At 71.4% G+C, this 15,266-nt stretch carries 14 protein-coding genes and 1 rRNA gene; 9 read left to right on the top strand and 6 right to left on the bottom strand.

What is annotated here, in order from left to right:
• Positions 1-97: 97 nt before the first annotated feature.
• On the top strand, positions 98-1,657 hold the full coding sequence (locus ACWCV3_RS00075) for an FAD-binding oxidoreductase (protein ID WP_451215906.1): 1,560 nt from the start codon (positions 98-100) through the stop codon (positions 1,655-1,657).
• A gap of 62 nt (positions 1,658-1,719) precedes the next feature.
• Here ACWCV3_RS00075 and ACWCV3_RS00070 read toward each other — a convergent pair whose 3' ends face one another.
• The 4 genes from ACWCV3_RS00070 to ACWCV3_RS00055 all read right to left on the bottom strand — a co-directional run bounded on the left by ACWCV3_RS00070 (position 1,720) and on the right by ACWCV3_RS00055 (position 5,615).
• The gene (locus ACWCV3_RS00070) at positions 1,720-2,424 is read right to left on the bottom strand and encodes a phosphatase PAP2 family protein (protein ID WP_451215903.1); all 705 of its coding nucleotides are present in this window, start codon (positions 2,422-2,424) and stop codon (positions 1,720-1,722) included.
• A 230-nt stretch (positions 2,425-2,654) separates the two neighbouring features.
• Positions 2,655-3,599 carry a C40 family peptidase gene (locus ACWCV3_RS00065; protein ID WP_451216756.1) on the bottom strand — a complete coding sequence of 315 codons (945 nt, stop codon included), beginning with the start codon at positions 3,597-3,599 and terminating at the stop codon, positions 2,655-2,657.
• 160 nt (positions 3,600-3,759) lie between these two features.
• Entirely contained in the window at positions 3,760-4,527 is a 768-nt protein-coding gene (locus tag ACWCV3_RS00060) for a trypsin-like serine peptidase (RefSeq protein ID WP_451215900.1), read from the bottom strand.
• 146 nt (positions 4,528-4,673) lie between these two features.
• Entirely contained in the window at positions 4,674-5,615 is a 942-nt protein-coding gene (locus ACWCV3_RS00055) for an oxidoreductase (protein ID WP_451215898.1), read from the bottom strand.
• An 80-nt stretch (positions 5,616-5,695) separates the two neighbouring features.
• Here ACWCV3_RS00055 and ACWCV3_RS00050 point away from each other — a divergent pair, with 80 nt between their 5' ends.
• The 7 genes from ACWCV3_RS00050 (at position 5,696) to ACWCV3_RS00020 (ending at position 13,622) form a co-directional block, all read left to right on the top strand.
• The gene (locus tag ACWCV3_RS00050; RefSeq protein ID WP_451215895.1) at positions 5,696-6,304 is read left to right on the top strand and encodes a TetR/AcrR family transcriptional regulator; all 609 of its coding nucleotides are present in this window, start codon (positions 5,696-5,698) and stop codon (positions 6,302-6,304) included.
• A 298-nt stretch (positions 6,305-6,602) separates the two neighbouring features.
• The gene (locus ACWCV3_RS00045) at positions 6,603-6,911 is read left to right on the top strand and encodes a hypothetical protein (RefSeq protein ID WP_003991275.1); all 309 of its coding nucleotides are present in this window, start codon (positions 6,603-6,605) and stop codon (positions 6,909-6,911) included.
• A gap of 111 nt (positions 6,912-7,022) precedes the next feature.
• On the top strand, positions 7,023-7,844 hold the full coding sequence (locus ACWCV3_RS00040) for a hypothetical protein (protein WP_451215892.1): 822 nt from the start codon (positions 7,023-7,025) through the stop codon (positions 7,842-7,844).
• A complete protein-coding gene (locus ACWCV3_RS00035) occupies positions 7,834-9,159 on the top strand; it encodes a hypothetical protein (RefSeq protein ID WP_451215890.1) in 1,326 nt (441 codons plus the stop codon). Before ACWCV3_RS00040 ends, ACWCV3_RS00035 begins: the two co-directional genes overlap by 11 nt.
• Positions 9,156-10,715: an SCO6880 family protein gene (locus tag ACWCV3_RS00030; protein ID WP_451215887.1), complete on the top strand. Its 1,560-nt coding sequence runs from the start codon at positions 9,156-9,158 to the stop codon at positions 10,713-10,715. The genes ACWCV3_RS00035 and ACWCV3_RS00030 overlap by 4 nt, the downstream gene beginning before the upstream one ends.
• Positions 10,716-10,724: 9 nt before the next feature.
• Complete coding sequence (locus ACWCV3_RS00025) at positions 10,725-12,134, top strand: ATP-binding protein (RefSeq protein WP_451215884.1); 1,410 nt, start codon at positions 10,725-10,727, stop codon at positions 12,132-12,134.
• A 9-nt stretch (positions 12,135-12,143) separates the two neighbouring features.
• Positions 12,144-13,622, top strand: a complete 1,479-nt coding sequence (locus ACWCV3_RS00020; protein WP_451215881.1) for a type VI secretion protein — start codon at positions 12,144-12,146, stop codon at positions 13,620-13,622.
• A 153-nt stretch (positions 13,623-13,775) separates the two neighbouring features.
• Here the strand turns inward: ACWCV3_RS00020 and ACWCV3_RS00015 are convergent, their stop codons facing one another.
• Complete coding sequence (locus ACWCV3_RS00015; RefSeq protein WP_451215878.1) at positions 13,776-14,324, bottom strand: GNAT family N-acetyltransferase; 549 nt, start codon at positions 14,322-14,324, stop codon at positions 13,776-13,778.
• A gap of 35 nt (positions 14,325-14,359) precedes the next feature.
• On the opposite strand from ACWCV3_RS00015, the gene ACWCV3_RS00010 reads away from it, so the two are divergent.
• Positions 14,360-14,908: a cysteine hydrolase family protein gene (locus ACWCV3_RS00010; protein WP_451215875.1), complete on the top strand. Its 549-nt coding sequence runs from the start codon at positions 14,360-14,362 to the stop codon at positions 14,906-14,908.
• Between the two features lie 83 nt (positions 14,909-14,991).
• Here ACWCV3_RS00010 and rrf read toward each other — a convergent pair.
• Positions 14,992-15,108: ribosomal RNA gene (gene rrf, locus ACWCV3_RS00005) — 5S ribosomal RNA — on the bottom strand.
• Between the last annotated feature and the right edge of the window lie 158 nt (positions 15,109-15,266).

Raw genomic sequence — 15,266 nt, 5'->3', positions numbered from 1 at the left:
GCGTGACGCGTTCTCGCCCCTGTCCGGAACCCCGGCCCCCCGGACCCCGTCTGGCTCCCCGAGGGATCACCACCAGGGCGAGGGGACGGCGAGCGACATGGACCGGCGGACGTTTCTCACGGGCGGCGCGACCGCCCTCACCGCACTCACCGCCTGCGCACCGGGCGGCGCCTCGGCCCGGCCCGGCGTCCCGGGGTCACGGGTGTCCACCACCCTGACGTCCGCCGCGACCTCCGCCTCCGTGAAGGCCGCCGCCGACTGGACCGCCCTCGCCCGCGACCTCGACGGCACCCTGGTCCGCCCCGGCGACGCCTCCTGGACCGCGGCCCGCCGCCTCTACAACACCCGCTTCGACACCCTGCGCCCGTCCGCCGTCGCCTACGCGGCCCACGCGGCCGACATCCGCACCCTGCTGGCGTACGCCCGCGCCCACCGGATCAGGGTGGCGATCCGCAACGGCGGCCACTCCTACGCCGGTTACTCCTCCGGCGACGGCCGCCTGATCGTCGACGTGTCCGCGCTGAACCGGGTGAGCGTCTCGGGCGGGCAGGCCGTGGTGGGCGCGGGGGCCAAGCTGATCGACGTGTACCGGACGCTGGGCGCCGACGGCGCGACCATACCGGCCGGTTCCTGCCCGACGGTCGGGATATCCGGCCTGGTGCTCGGCGGCGGCCACGGCGTCGCCTCCCGCGCCTACGGCCTCACCTGCGACAGCCTCACCCAGGCCACCCTGGTCACGGCGGACGGCCGCGCCCTCACCGCCGACGCCCGTGAGAACGCGGACCTTTTCTGGGCGCTGCGCGGCGCGGGCAACGGCAACTTCGGCGTCGTCACCGAGCTGCGCTTCACCACCCACCGCACCCCGCGGGCCGTGACCGCCTCCCTGCGCTGGCCGTGGGCGAAGGCGGCGGCGGTCCTGAAAGCCTGGCAGGAGTGGGGGCCCGCCCAGCCGGACGAGATCTGGTCCGCCCTGCACCTGGAACGCGCCGCGGGCCGCACTCCGACCGTCTCCGTCTCCTGCTTCTCCATGGGCTCCCGGAGCGAGCTGGAGAACGCCGTCGACCGCCTCGCCCACCGCGCGGGCGCCAACGCCTCCGCCGTCTCGCTGCGCAACCACGGCTACGAGGAGGCGATGGAGATATACGCCGGCTGCTCCGCCTTCGCCACCGACGCCCAGTGCCACCTGCCGGGCACCACCCCCGGCCGCTCCCCGCGCGGCGCCCTGCACCGGGAGACCTACGCGGCCCGCTCCGACTTCTTCGACCGCTCGCTGTCCCCGGCCGGCGTCGCGACCCTGCTGAAGCGGGTCGGGGCGGTGTCCGGCGGCGCGGGCAGTGTGGCGCTCACCGCGCTGGGCGGTGCCGTCAACCGGGTCTCGCCCACCGCGACCGCCTTCGTGCACCGCCGCTCCCGGATGCTGGCCCAGTACCTCGCCTCGTGGGGCGCGAGCAGCTCCGGCTCGGCGGCCCGCTCCTGGCTGGACGCCACCCACACCGCGATGCGTCCCCACGCCTCCGGCGCCGCGTACCAGAACTACACCGACGCCGCCCTGACCGACTGGCGACGCGCCTACTACGGCAGCGCGGGCACCCGTCTCGCCGAGGTGAAGAAGCGGTACGACCCGGACCGGTTCTTCGGGTACGCACAGGGGCTGTGACCAAGAGGGAAGGCCGCGGCGACCATGTGCCGCGGCCTTCCCGGTGAGTGCGTGGTCCCCGCCTACGCGGCCAGGTCCTTCTCCTCCGACCCCGCCGGCTCGCGGCCGCCGGCGAACAGCGCGTCCCCGCGCTCACCGCCCGCAGGCCGGGCGCTCACCAGCCGTCCCGCGCGCGGGGAGCGGGCGACGGCCCGCACCAGCGGGGTGAGCAGCGCCGTGGCGGGCGGGGAGAGCAGCAGCGCGACCGCCGTACCGAGGGCGAAACCGCCGACGACGTCGGTCGGATAGTGCACGCCCATGAAGACCCGGCAGAAGCCCTCCAGCAGGGCGAGCGCGATACCGGCGACGCCGAAGCGGCGGTTGGCGACGAAGAGGCCGACGCCGATCGCCATGGTGATCGTCGCGTGGTCGCTGACGAAGGAGTAGTCGCTCTTGCCCGCGATCAGGACGTCGAGGCCCTGGTGGTCCATGAAGGGGCGGGGCCGCTCCACGAAGCCCCGGATGGGCACGTTCACCAGCACGGCCACGGCCGCCGCGAGCGGCGCCCACACCAGCGCGGCCACCGAGGACACCGCGTCGGGGCCGCCCCGGCGCCGGACCGTCAGCCAGCAGCCGAGGACCAGCAGGACTATGGCGACCGGGAGTCCGTACTCGCCGACGAACTCCATGACCCGGTCGAACCAGTGCGGAGCGGTCTTCGCCAGGCCGTTGATGTCGTAGAGCAGCTCGACGTCGGGGTTCGATCCGGATTCGGCGAGTACAGCCATGGTGCTGCGGCCCCTTCGTCGTCTTACCGGACGCACCCGGTGTGCGTCGCGCCAACCCCCCGTGGGTCGTAGATCCGCTTCCGCTGCACTGGCGCACTTAACGTCTGCTCGGCTACGTGAACAGGAACGCACAGCGCCTGCGCGTACGTTCCACCCTCCACCGAATGATCACCCAGACGTTATCGAAGAGAAACCCGTCCGCGCAGCTCAGGGGGTGGGTTCACGCTCCGCTACACATGCGTGGGGAGCGCTTTCGCGCCATCCTCGGTGACCCGCGTGGCGCCGAAGTAGTCGCCGCCGTCGATCGGGTCGAAACGGATCACCGCACCCGTGCGCGGCGCGTCGATCATGTAGCCGCCGCCCACGTAGATGCCCACGTGGTGGATGGCCCGCGAGTCGGCCGGATCGTGCGAGAAGAACACGAGGTCGCCGGGGAGCAGTTCGTTCCGCGAGGGATGCGGACCCGCGTTGTACTGGTCGTTCGCCACACGCGGCAGCTTGATCCCGACACTGTCGTAGGACGCCTGGGTCAGCCCCGAGCAGTCGAACCGCCCGCTCTGCGCGGCCGTACCCGTACCGCCCCACAGGTAGGGGGTGCCGAGCTTGCCCTGCGCGTAGGCGATGGCTCCCGCGGCCTGCCGGGAGGGGTCGACCCGCGTGACGGGCGCGGCGAAGCTCTTCGCCAGCGTCGTGATGGTCTTCACGTAGTTCCGGGTCTCCCGGTACGGCGGCACGCCCCCGTACCGGATGACCGCGTACGCGCCCGCGTTGTAGGAGGCGAGCATGTTGGCCGAGATGTCGCCCGGAACGTCCTTGACGTACTTGGCCAGTTCGCAGTCGTAGGAGGCCGCCGAGGGGATCGCGTCCTGCGGATCCCACACGTCCCGGTCGCCGTCGCCGTCCCCGTCCACCCCGTGGGTGGCCCAGGTGCCGGGGATGAACTGCGCTATCCCCTGCGCCTTCGCGGGACTGCGCGCACCGGGATCGAACCCGCTCTCCTGGTACAACTGGGCAGCCAGCAGGGCGGGGTTGATGGCGGGGCACAGGTTGCCCCACTTGCGCACCAGCGTCTGGTACGCCGCCGGGACGGCGCCCTTGGCCAGCCCGACACCGCCGGTGGCGGTCCCGCCCGCGAGGTTTCCCGCGACGACGTACACCCCGACGACCAGCAGCATCACGAAGCTCAGGCCGAGACCGATCGCGGCGCCCCCGGCCACCCATACTTTGCGCACGGGTCAACCCTCCCCCATAACCGGCCGGTTCAACGCCGCTTTGCCCACGCACGCGCCCCGCAGGCCAACAATTCGGCCTATCCCGGCCCGGTCCGACGGCCCGTCAGCCCCCGGTCGCCGTCCGGTAGAGCGCGGCCGCCCCGCGGCCCAGCACCACACTGTAGGAGACGTCCGCCGTCGCCCCGCCCCGCTGGTGCCCGCCGAGCACCCCGACCACCTGTCCCGACCCGTTCAGCCAGGGGCTCCCGCTGGTCCCCCCGGAGAAGCCGGGGCAGTGCACCCGCTGCTGGGCCGGACCGCGCGCCACCGGCCGGTCGGTGCACATCACCGGCGTCTCACGGGCGTCCGGCATACCGAAGAGGGTGACGGCACCCGCGCCGGCCGCGGTCCCGGTGGTGAACCGGTTCCCGCCGACCACGTCCTCGACCCGCCTGCCGTCCAGCTCGTCGACGTGCGCGAAGGCCACGTCGCTGTCCTCGTCCTTGTCGGCCGTCCACCCCGCCGGCAGCACCCACTCCCCCACCGGCCACATCCCGTACGGCGCACGGCCGTTGCGGTAGCCCGGCGCGAAGAACAGCTTGCCGTCCACGTGGGTGATGCAGTGCGCGGCGGTGACGAGCAGGTCGTGGGCCGGACTGTGCACCACCGAGGCGGTGCAGAAGTGACCGCGCTCGGGCCGCCCCGCGCCGTCCGCGCCGAACAGCGCGCCCACCCGGGCGGTCCGCGCGTCGGCGGGCGCGGTGACGGTCACCTGGAGCGGGCCGCGCCCGTCGTCGGCGGCAGCGACGGAGGCCGAGGTGAGGGCGAGCATCACGACCGCGCCGAGCAGGGCGGGCCGCGAGGTGACCGGGTTGCGTGCGCTGTGCTTCATCAAGTCCTCACTCTGTTCCCCCAGGGTGAGAAACCTGCCCGTCCGTCGCTGAGATTTTCCTGTGAACCGCGCCCTCGTCCCCATCCGTCGCAGGCCGGGGCGCCGTCCAACCTACCCGCGACGGCCACTCAGGGCATCCCGGCTCGTCACACCCTGTCACCGTCGCCGGTGGCGGGCACCGCGAGCCCCCAGGTGACGCCGGTCAGCTCCTCGGAGAGCGTCCACAGCCGGCGGGCCGCCTCCGGGTCGCTCGCCGCCGCACTCCGGCCGACCATCGCCGGGGCGCCGCGCATCTCGCCGAACCCGCCGGGGCCGACGTAGGACGCGCCGGGCAGGTCCTCGGTGGCCGCGTACAGGGTGGGCAGGGAGCCGCCCCTGTCGTCCTGGGCGAAGACCTTGTTGCCGACGCCCATGAAGAGGCGGACCAGCGGGTTCGCGGCGTGGCTCTGGAGGTTGGTCGCGGCGTAGCCGGGATGGGCGGCGAGGGCGCGCACCCCGGACCCCGCCTCGGTGAGGCGCCGCTGGAGCTCCAGGGTGAACAGCAGGTTGGCCAGCTTCGACTGGGCGTAGGCGCGGGTCGGGGTGTAGCGGCCGCGCAGGTTGACGTCCTCGAAGCTGATCCGCCCGTCCCCGCTCCGGTGCAGGCCGGAGGAGACGGTCACCACGCGGTCGGTGAGGTGCGGCAGCAGCAGGTTGGTGAGGGCGAAGTGCCCGAGGTGGTTGGTGCCGAACTGCGTCTCGAAGCCCTGCTTCGTCCGCCCCTCGGGGAGCATCATCACACCCGCGTTGTTGACCAGCAGGTCCAGCGGGCGGTCCCACGCCCCGGCGAACTCGCGCACCGAGTCCAGGTCCGCCAGGTCCAGGCGGCGCACCTCGGTGCTGCCGCTCACCCGCCCCGCCGCGGCGGCGCCGCGCGCCAGGTCGCGCACCGCGAACACCACGTGCGCCCCGGCCCGCGCCAGCGCGGCGGCGGCCATGAAGCCGATCCCGCTGTTGGCGCCGGTCACGACGGCCGTCCGGCCGCTCAGATCGGGCAGGCGGTCCACATTCCACTGGCGCGCACCGCGCGCTTCCCTCGTCTCGGCCATGACGTCAATGTAGGCAACGCCAACAATGATGTCAACGACAACAAAGCTGGCGCCGACAACATCGGGATACGATGACCCGCATGCCGCGCATCCCCACGAGCCGCCCGTACCATCACGGCGACCTGCGCGCCGCTCTGCTCCAGAGCGCGGAGCGCACCCTGCGCGAGAAGGGCGTCGCCGCCCTCTCCCTGCGCGAGCTCGCCCGCGCCACCGGCGTCAGCCACGCCGCCCCCGGCCGCCACTTCAAGGACAAGCAGGCGCTCCTCGACGCCCTCGCCCTCGCCGGGTACGAGCGCCTGAACCAGGCCCTCGGCGCCGCGGCCGACGGCGATCCCGAGGCGGACTTCGAGCAGCACATGACCGCCCTCGCCCGCGCCTACCTCGGCTTCGCGGTCGACAACCCCGAGCTGCTGGAGCTGATGTTCGCGCGCAAGCACGAACCCGACAGCTCCGACCGGCTCGCCGTCGCCGTGGACCAGTCCCTCGGCGCACTCACCCGGACCTTCGCCCGCGCCCAGGAACGCGGCGAGATCGTCCAGGGCGATCCCGAGCGCATCACCCTGGTCGCCGCCGCCGGCCTGCACGGCCTCGCCGCCCTGATCGCCGGCTGCGCGCTGGACGCCGAGGAGGTCATGGCCGGTCTCGACACCCACGTCCACCTGCTGCTGCACGGACTCAAACCACGCTGACACCGCGTGAGAACATCGTCTCGACGCCTCACCCGACCGGCCGTCAGAACCCCTGCCCGGGGCGCAAGTACCGTAAGAGATCCCAACGACGGAACCACACCACAGGTTTCGCACCCGCGTCATTGCCCGGCGTGACCTGCCGTGATACACAGAGTGACCATATGCGCCAAATACTCGAGAACCGCCTGTGAATGCCGCCAAGTCGACATACGACGGCGACGTTGTCGGCGACAATGGGACCTGACCTCTGCACACGGCAGAGGGGCGGCACAACTACCCACCAGGGGCGGTGACTTACATGCTCTTTGCGGCCGACAAGGGAGACATCAACACCATCATCGGCGGGATCGCTCCGGACTGGGGGCCTTTCGGCAGCCTGGGCAACGAAGCGAAGGTGATGATCGAGGTCGTGATGGCCGTCGCCATCCTTCTCTGCCTCGGCATCGCCATCTGGGGCGCGGCCAAACAGCGCATCGGCGCCACCGCGCTGCGGGACACCTTCAGCGCGGAGCAGGGCAAGGGACTCATCATCGCGGGCCTCACCGGGGTCTTCATCATCGGCTCCCTCGGCACACTGTTCACCATCGTGTACGGCATGGCCGTCTGACACCCGGGCTCGAGGTCGTGTTTCCCTGATGTCCAGTCACCACACCGCGCCCGCGCGAGGACCAGCCCGGCTACCGTCGTACGAACACGAGGCGGAGAGGGCGTACGCGGCATGAGCACCTCAGGCGAGCACGGTTACCCCGACACCGGGCACACCCGCACCCACCTGCCGGGCGGCGACCCCTACGGCGGCGCCCCCCGCCGCAACCCCCGCTCCTCCTCCCGCAGCCTCATCACCGTCGTCGGCGTCGTCGTCCTCCTCATCGCAGCCATCGCCTTCGCCAACCGCGACAACTCCACGTCCCCGAAAACCCCGGCCAAGGGCGCCCCCCACCAACCGGCCGCCCCCACCGCCGCCTCCGGCCACACCCCGGTGACCACCAGGCAGAACGGCATCCCCACCAAGTTCCCCCACAGCAAGCAGGGAGCGGAGAGCGCGGCGGCCAACTACGCGGTGGCGCTGGGGTCGGCGGAGATGTTCGACACCGGGTGGCGGCACCAGATCGTCGACACGGTCTACGCCTCCGACACCGCGGCGGCCAAGCAATCGGCCATGGACCGCGCCTACTCGGACGAGAGGTTCCTCGCCAACATCGGTCTGGCGAAGGACGGCAGCGCGCCCAAGGGGGAGACGTTCGTCTCCCGCACCATCCCGGTCGGCACCAAGACCACCGCGTCGGCACAGGACAGTGCCACCGTGGAAGTCTGGTACACCTCGCTGTTCGGCCTGTCCGGCGAGACCTCGAAGAACCCGGTCACCGAGAGCTGGTACACCACCACGTACGAGCTGCGCTGGGCCGACGGCGACTGGAAGATCACCGACTTCCAGCAGAAGGACGGGCCCGTTCCCGTCGGACGCGACCAGCGGGCTTCCACCGCCAACGACATGACGAAGGCCGTCGAGGAGTTCGGAGGGTTCACGTATGCGCGCTAACCACCGCGTCCTCAGGATCACGGCGGTCCTCACGGGCGTGCAGACGGCAGCCGTGCTGATGGCCACCCGCGCCGTCGCAGCGCCCAGCCCCAAGCCGAGCTCGGGCAACGACGCCTGCGACCTGATCAGAGGCGCGGCCAAGCAGTTCTGCGAAAAAGAAGACCGCGGAGGCAGCGCCCGCAAGGGTCTCACCACCGACAACCCCCTGACCTCCTCCCTCGACCCCCTCTCCTCGCTCGCCAAGGGCTGCGCGGACGCGGCGTCGTGGACGATCGGGAAGCTCAGCGACGCGGTGAAGGAGACGGCGAACGTCGACTTCACGAACCCGAAGTTCCTCCAGCAGTACGCCGTGGTCTTCGCCGCCTCCACGATCCTCACCCTCGTCCTGTGGCTCCTGGCCGTGGCCAAGCGAGCGGTGAGGGGCGTCCCCCTCACCACCGCCATCTCCGAAGCCGTCGGCTTCCTCTGGCTCACGGTCCTGGCCTCCGCCTTCACCCCCCTGATCCTCTACACCGTCGTCTCCGCGGCCGACGGCGTCACCGACGTCCTGGCGAAGGCCACCGGCGACCAGGCGGACACGTTCTTCGGCACCTTCTCCGGCGCCCTGGACAAGGGCGACGACATCGGCGGCGGCCCCATCATGCTGATCGTCGTCTCCCTCGTCAGCATCCTCGCCGCGGGCGTCCTCTGGCTCGAACTCGTCATCCGTGCCGCCCTGCTGTACGTGGGCGCCCTCCTCGGCACCGTCGTCTACGCGGGCCTCGTCGACAAGAACCTGTGGGGCCACGTGCGCCGCTGGGCCGGCATCATGATCGCCGTCATCATGGTCAAACCGGTCATCGTCATCGTCCTCGGCCTCGCCGGCGCCCTCTCCGGCGACAGCGGCCCCGACGCCTTCGGCGCCGTCGTCTCCGGTCTCTCCATCATCCTGCTCGCGATCTTCGCCAGCGCGATGATCTACCGCTTCGTCCCCGGTTTCGGCGACGAGATCGCAGGCTCCCGCAACAACCGCATCATGCAGGGCGCCGAGGGCAAGGCCGCCGCCGTCATCAGCTCCCCCGCCACCCTCGTCGCCCAGGGCATCAAGACCCACAGCACCCGTGCCGACACAGGCGCGGGCGGCGGCGGACAGGGCGCGAGCACCCCCCGCCCCGCCAACCCCGCCTCCGGCGGCGTCGCCGCGCACAGCGGCCGCACCCCGCAGAGCGCCCCCGCCGCGGCTCCCGCGCCCCGCGCGCCCAGCCCGGTCAACACCCCGCACGCAGGCAACACCCGCAACAGCAGCACCAACCGCTCTGGAGGTGAAGGGCGTTGACGACCGAGGCCCACCTGTCCCATCCGGTCTCGCCCCGCCGTACGTATCTCATCGGCCGCGCCCGGCCCAACGCGATCATCGGCCGCAACCGCGAGTCCGGCGAGATCGCGCTGATCGTCGTCGGCGCGTTCCTCGGCATGATGTGCGGCCTGCTCGTACCCGCCCTCCCCCTGCGCATCGCGCTCCTCAGCGGCCTCCCGATGCTCGCGGTCGCCGCGGTCTACGTGCCGTACAAGCGCCGCACCTTCTACAAGTGGTTCGAGATCAACCGCTCCTACAAGCGCACCGTCAAGCGCGAGGCCGTCTACCGCTCCCCCGTCATGGAGTCCGGCACCCGCCTCGACGGCCGCGAGGTCGAGATCGGCCCGCCCCCCGGCATCGGCCGCATCACCTGGCTCGCCGCGCCCTTCGGCCCCGACGAGATCGCCGTACTGCTGCACGCCGACCGCAAGACCGTCACCGCCGCCATCGAGATCGAGGGCCCCGGCGTCGGCCTGCGCGACTCCGAGGACCAGGAAGCCCTGGTCGACCGCTTCGGCACCCTCCTCAAGCACGTGGCGAACGGCGACGGCTTCGTCAACCGCATCCAGATGCTCGCCCGCACCCTCCCCGCCGACCCCGACGCCCACGCCAAGGACGTCGTCATGCGCGGCGACGGCCGCTCCCCCGAGTGGCTCCAGCGGTCCTACGACCAGCTCCAGTCCATGGTCTCCACCAGCAGCGAGCAGCACCGCGCCTATCTCGTGGCCTGCATGACCTTCAACCGCGACCTGGCCGCGGAGGCGCACGCCATGGCCCGCGCGGCCCGCCCACAGGCCGGCCGCAAGCTCGACCGCGACGCCGGACTCGCCATCGTCATGGCCCGCGAGCTGACCGACATCTGCTCCCGCCTCCAGGAAGCCGACATCCGGGTCCGCCAGCCCCTCGGACAGGGCCGCCTCTCCTCCCTGATCCACTCCATGTACGACCCGGACCACCCCATCGACCACATCCAGGCGATGACCCAGCGCAACGCCTGGCCCGCCGAGCTGAACGCCATGGAGCCCACCTACCTCCAGGCCAAGACCCGCGAGTCCACCACCCGCGCCCCCTGGTGCCACGCCACCGCCTGGGTGAAGGAGTGGCCGATGACCCCCGTCGGCGTCAACTTCCTCGCCCCCCTCCTCGTCCACACCCCGGACGTGATCCGCACCGTCGGCGTCACCATGGACCTCGAACCCACCGAGATCGCCATCGAGCGCATGCTGACGGAGAAGACCAACGACGAGGCCGAGGCGTCCCGCGCGGCCAAGATGAACCGCACCGTCGACCCGCGCGACGTCGCCGCCCACTCCCGCCTCGACCAGCGCGGCGAGGACCTCGCCAGCGGAGCCGCCGGCGTCAACCTCGTCGGCTGGATCACCGTCTCCTCCCGCTCCCCGGAGGCGCTCAACCGCGACAAGCGCACGATCCGCGCCTCGGCGGGCAAGTCGTACCTGAAGCTGGAGTGGTGCGACCGCGAGCACCACCGCGCGTTCGTGAACACCCTCCCGTTCGCCACCGGCATCCGAAGGTAGAGGCTCTCCATGCGAGATCCGCTGTCCGTCCTGACCGACGCCTTCACGTCCTTCCTCTTCGGGAAGGTCGAGACCACCCGCCTCCCGGTGCGCACCTCCACCGGGCAGGCCCAGGCGGTCTACCTGCCGACGGCCGCCCCCGGCCTCGGCGACTCAGGCGTCATCATCGGCCGCGAGGTGTACTCCGGGAAGGGCTACATCTACGACCCCTTCCAGCTCTACGGCCAGCAGCTCCCGGCCCCGCACTGGCTCGTCCTCGGCGAGTCCGGCAACGGCAAGTCGGCGCTGGAGAAGACGTACGTCCTGCGCCAGCTCCGCTTCAAGGACCGCCAGGTCGTCGTCCTGGACGCCCAGGGCGAGGACGGCGTCGGCGAATGGAACCTCATCGCGGAGGAGCTGGGGATAACCCCCATCCGGCTCGACCCGACCGCCGCGCTCAACCACGGCATCCGGCTCAACCCGCTCGACCCCGCGATCACCACCACAGGCCAGCTCGCGCTGCTCCGCACGATCATCGAGGTCGCGCTCGGCCACGGCCTGGACGAACGCTCCGGCTTCGCGCTCAAGGTCGCCCACTCCTACGTCAACGAGACCATCGTCGACCGCCAGCCCGTGCTCACCGACATCGTCGAGCAGCTCCGCCACCCCGAGCCGGAGTCCGCCGAGGCGATGAACGTGGCCACAGACGACGTACGGGCCTGGGGCCTGGACGTCGCCCTGGTGATCGACCGGCTGGTCGACGGCGACCTGCGCGGCATGTTCGACGGCCCGACCACGGTCGGCATCGACCTCGACGCCCCGCTGATCGTCTTCGACCTCTCGCACATCGACCGCAACTCCATCGCCATGCCCATCCTGATGGCGATCGTCGGCGTGTGGCTGGAGCACACCTGGATCAGGCCCGACCGCAAGAAGCGCATCTTCCTGGTCGAGGAAGCCTGGCACATCATCAACAGCCCCTTCGTGGCCCAGCTGTTCCAGCGGCTGCTGAAGTTCGGCCGGCGCCTCGGCCTCTCCTTCGTCGCCGTCGTCCACCACCTGTCCGACGTGGTCGACGGCGCGGCGGCGAAGGAGGCGGCCGCGATCCTCAAGATGGCCTCCACCAGGACGATCTACGCACAGAAGGCCGACGAGGCCAGAGCGACCGGCCGGGTCCTCGGCCTGCCCCGCTGGGCCGTGGAGATCATCCCGACACTCACCCCCGGCATCGCGGTCTGGGACGTCAACGGCAACGTCCAGGTGGTCAAACACCTGGTCACCGAGACCGAACGCCCACTGGTCTTCACCGACCGCGCGATGACGGAGTCCTCCGCCGACCTCGCCGACGACGCCCTGCGCGCCGCCGAACTGGAGGCCGAGCAGCGGGCCGCGGCCTTCGTGGAACAGCACGTGGGCGACTCCGAGTCGACGGTGGCATAGGGAGAACACGTGCGAGCGGACGAGCGGGGCGGCGGCCGGGACCCCGGACGCGCGGGCGAGGGCGGCGGCATTCCGGACGGCCTGCTGGTCGGGCTGCTCGCCTTCCTCCTCGGCATGACGGTCCTGGTGTGGACGGCCACCGGCCTCGCGGCCCTCTTCGCGCGCGGCGCCTGGCCGGCCCCGATGGCCTTCACCCGCACTCCGCTTGCCATACGCCACCTCGTCGCCCGGCCGCACGACATCGCCGGCGCCTGGGCGGGCACCCCACCCGCTCAGCTCCCCGGCTGGGGCCTCTTCTGGGGGCTGTTCATCGGCCAGTTGCTGATCCTGCTGGTCTTGACGGTCTTCGTCCTCGGCACGGTGGCCCGCTGGCGCGCGGGCCGGGCCCGGAGGCGCGCACGGCCTTCGGAGGCCCCCGTGCCGGCGACCGCGGTACCCGAGCCGCGAATCGAACGGCCCGTCCCCGCGACGCCCGTCGTCATGGAGAAGCCCCAGCCCGCCCCGGCACAACACCCTCCGCTCGCGGCACCGCCCCCACCGATCGTGGAGCAACCCCCGGCCCCTCAGGGCCCCCTCCTCTACGGCAGCCCCGAGATCCGCCACGCCTGCGCGTTCACGGCCCTCCAGGACGCCCCCGGCCCCGCGCTGGTCGTCACCTCGAACCCGGCCCTCTGGCAGGAGACCAAGGACGCGCGCGCCAAGCTCGGCCCCGTCCTCCTGTACGACCCCACCCACCGCTGCGACACCCCGGCCCGCCTGCACTGGTCGCCCACGGCCGGCTGCGAGGACCGCCCCACCGCACTGAACCGGGCCACCGCACTCCTCGCCCCCGTCCGGCCCACGGCCCGCATCGACCAGGCCGTCACCGACACCGCCACCACCCTGCTGCGCAGCTTCCTGCACGCCGCCGCGCTGGACGGCCGCACCGTCCGCCACGTCCACCGCTGGACCCAGGGCACCCAGCTCCAGGACGCGGTACGCACCCTGCGCACCCACCCCAAGGCGGCCCCCGGCTCCGCGGGCGAGCTGGAGGCAGCCCTCACCTCGCACCCGGAACGCCGCGACATCGCACAGGAGTTGACCAGCCGGGCGCTCTCCGCACTCCTCACGGTCAACATCCGGGAATCGTGCACCCCACACCGAACCGACACGCTCGCCCTGGATTCCTTCGTCCACGAAGGGGGCACGCTCTATGTGGTCGGTGAACCCATCGAGGACCCCAGGACGCGGCCGGGCGCGATGCCCCTGCTGACGGCCCTCGTCTCGAGCGTGGTCGAGCACGGCCGGCGCATGGCCGAACGGTCATCCTCCGGTCGGCTCGACCCACCACTCACCCTGATCCTGGACGACGTGGCCGCGGTCGCCCCGTTCCTCCAGCTCCCCGGCCTTCTCAACACCGGCCCGGCCGAGGGCCTGCCGGCACTGGCCCTGCTCCGCTCCCGCGAACAGGCCCGCGCCCGCTGGCCCCACGAGGACCTACCCGTCTAGTGCTGCGACTGGAAGGGTCTGCCGGAAGGCTCGCGGCGTCCGGTGCGGTGCATCGCAAGGCGGAGCATCGCCCGCGTACTGGATGTACTCGGGCGATGCGGCAACGCGGCGAGGTGCCCGTGCCGGACGCCGCGAGCCGGTGAACCCTTCCGGTCACAGCACTAGCGCCAGCTCCAGTTCCCGCTCGTCCTCGTTCTTCGAGAACGACACCACGACCCCGGTCGGCTTGAACCCCGCCCGAAGATAGGCGCCCTGGGCCCGCGGATTGTCGGCATGCACGAAGAGCCGTACGCGCTCCGCCCCCTGCTCCCACGCCCAGGCGACACCGGCGTCCAGCAACTCCTGGATGAGCCCGTTCCCCCGGTGCCCGGGCCGCACGAACACCCCGACGACATGCCCCTGCCGCCGCTCCACCGCATACCCGGCCCAGTCCTCGGACCCGGCCTCCTCCAGCAGCACGGTCACCGTCCCCACCCACTCCCCACCAGGTGCCTCGGCGACGAACTGCCGCACACCGCTTCCCTGCGCGGCCCGCTCCTGCCAGAACGAGTCAGGCCGGGCGGCCGCGGCCTCATACGTCTCCAGGAACGCCAGATGGGCGACGGGGTCCCGCAGCGCTTCCAGCCGCAACCGCTTCACCCCATCCCACTCCTCAGCCCGCACAGCCCGCACCACATAGCCCTGACCGCTCACAACTCCCATGCCCGCCACGGTAGTACGCCCGTATGGTGGCCCCCATGACAACCCTCCCCGACCGTGACCGCACGGCCCTCCTCGTCATCGACGTCCAGAACGACGTGGTGGCCGACAACCACGACCGCGACGGCGTCATCGCCCGCATCAACAGCCTCATCGACAAGGCCCGCGCGGAGGACGTGCCGGTGATCTGGGTGCAGCACAACGACGACGAACTGTGGCGGGACAGCGCCGGCTGGGAGTTCGTCCCCGAACTGCGACGCCGCGAGGACGAGCCCCTCGTGCACAAGAGCTACCGCGACTCCTTCGAGGACACCGACCTGGAGTCCGTCCTGGCCGAACACCGGGTGGGCCGGCTCGTCGTCACCGGCGCCCAGACCGACTTCTGCGTCCGCTCCACCCTCCAGGGAGCCCTGGTCCGCGGCTACGACGCACTTCTCGTCGCCGACGCCCACACCACGGAGGACTTGACCGCGTACGGCGCCCCAGCCCCGGAGCAGGTGATCGCGCACACCAACCTGTACTGGGGCGGCCAGCACGCTCCCGGCCGCAAGGGCGGAACCGTGGACACGACCGAGGTCGTCTTCTGATTTCCCTTGCCCCTGACTCTGAATGGCCCTGAACGCAGAAAACCCCCGCACCAGAAGGTGCGGGGGTTTTTCCCTCAAAAATAGTTCGGCGGCGTCCTACTCTCCCACAGGGTCCCCCCTGCAGTACCATCGGCGCTGTGAGGCTTAGCTTCCGGGTTCGGAATGTAACCGGGCGTTTCCCTCACGCTATGACCACCGAAACACTATGAAACTTTACAAACCGTCATGTGTGGCACATGAGGCTGTTCGTGGTTTCAGAACCAACACAGTGGACGCGAGCAACTGAGGACAAGCCCTCGGCCTATTAGTACCAGTCAACTCCACCCGTTACCAGGCTTCCATATCTGGCCTATCAACC

Source organism: Streptomyces sp. NPDC001781 (assembly GCF_053596035.1).
The sequence above is the reverse complement of the archived record's forward strand: the minus strand, read 5'-3'. Positions and strand labels throughout refer to the sequence as shown.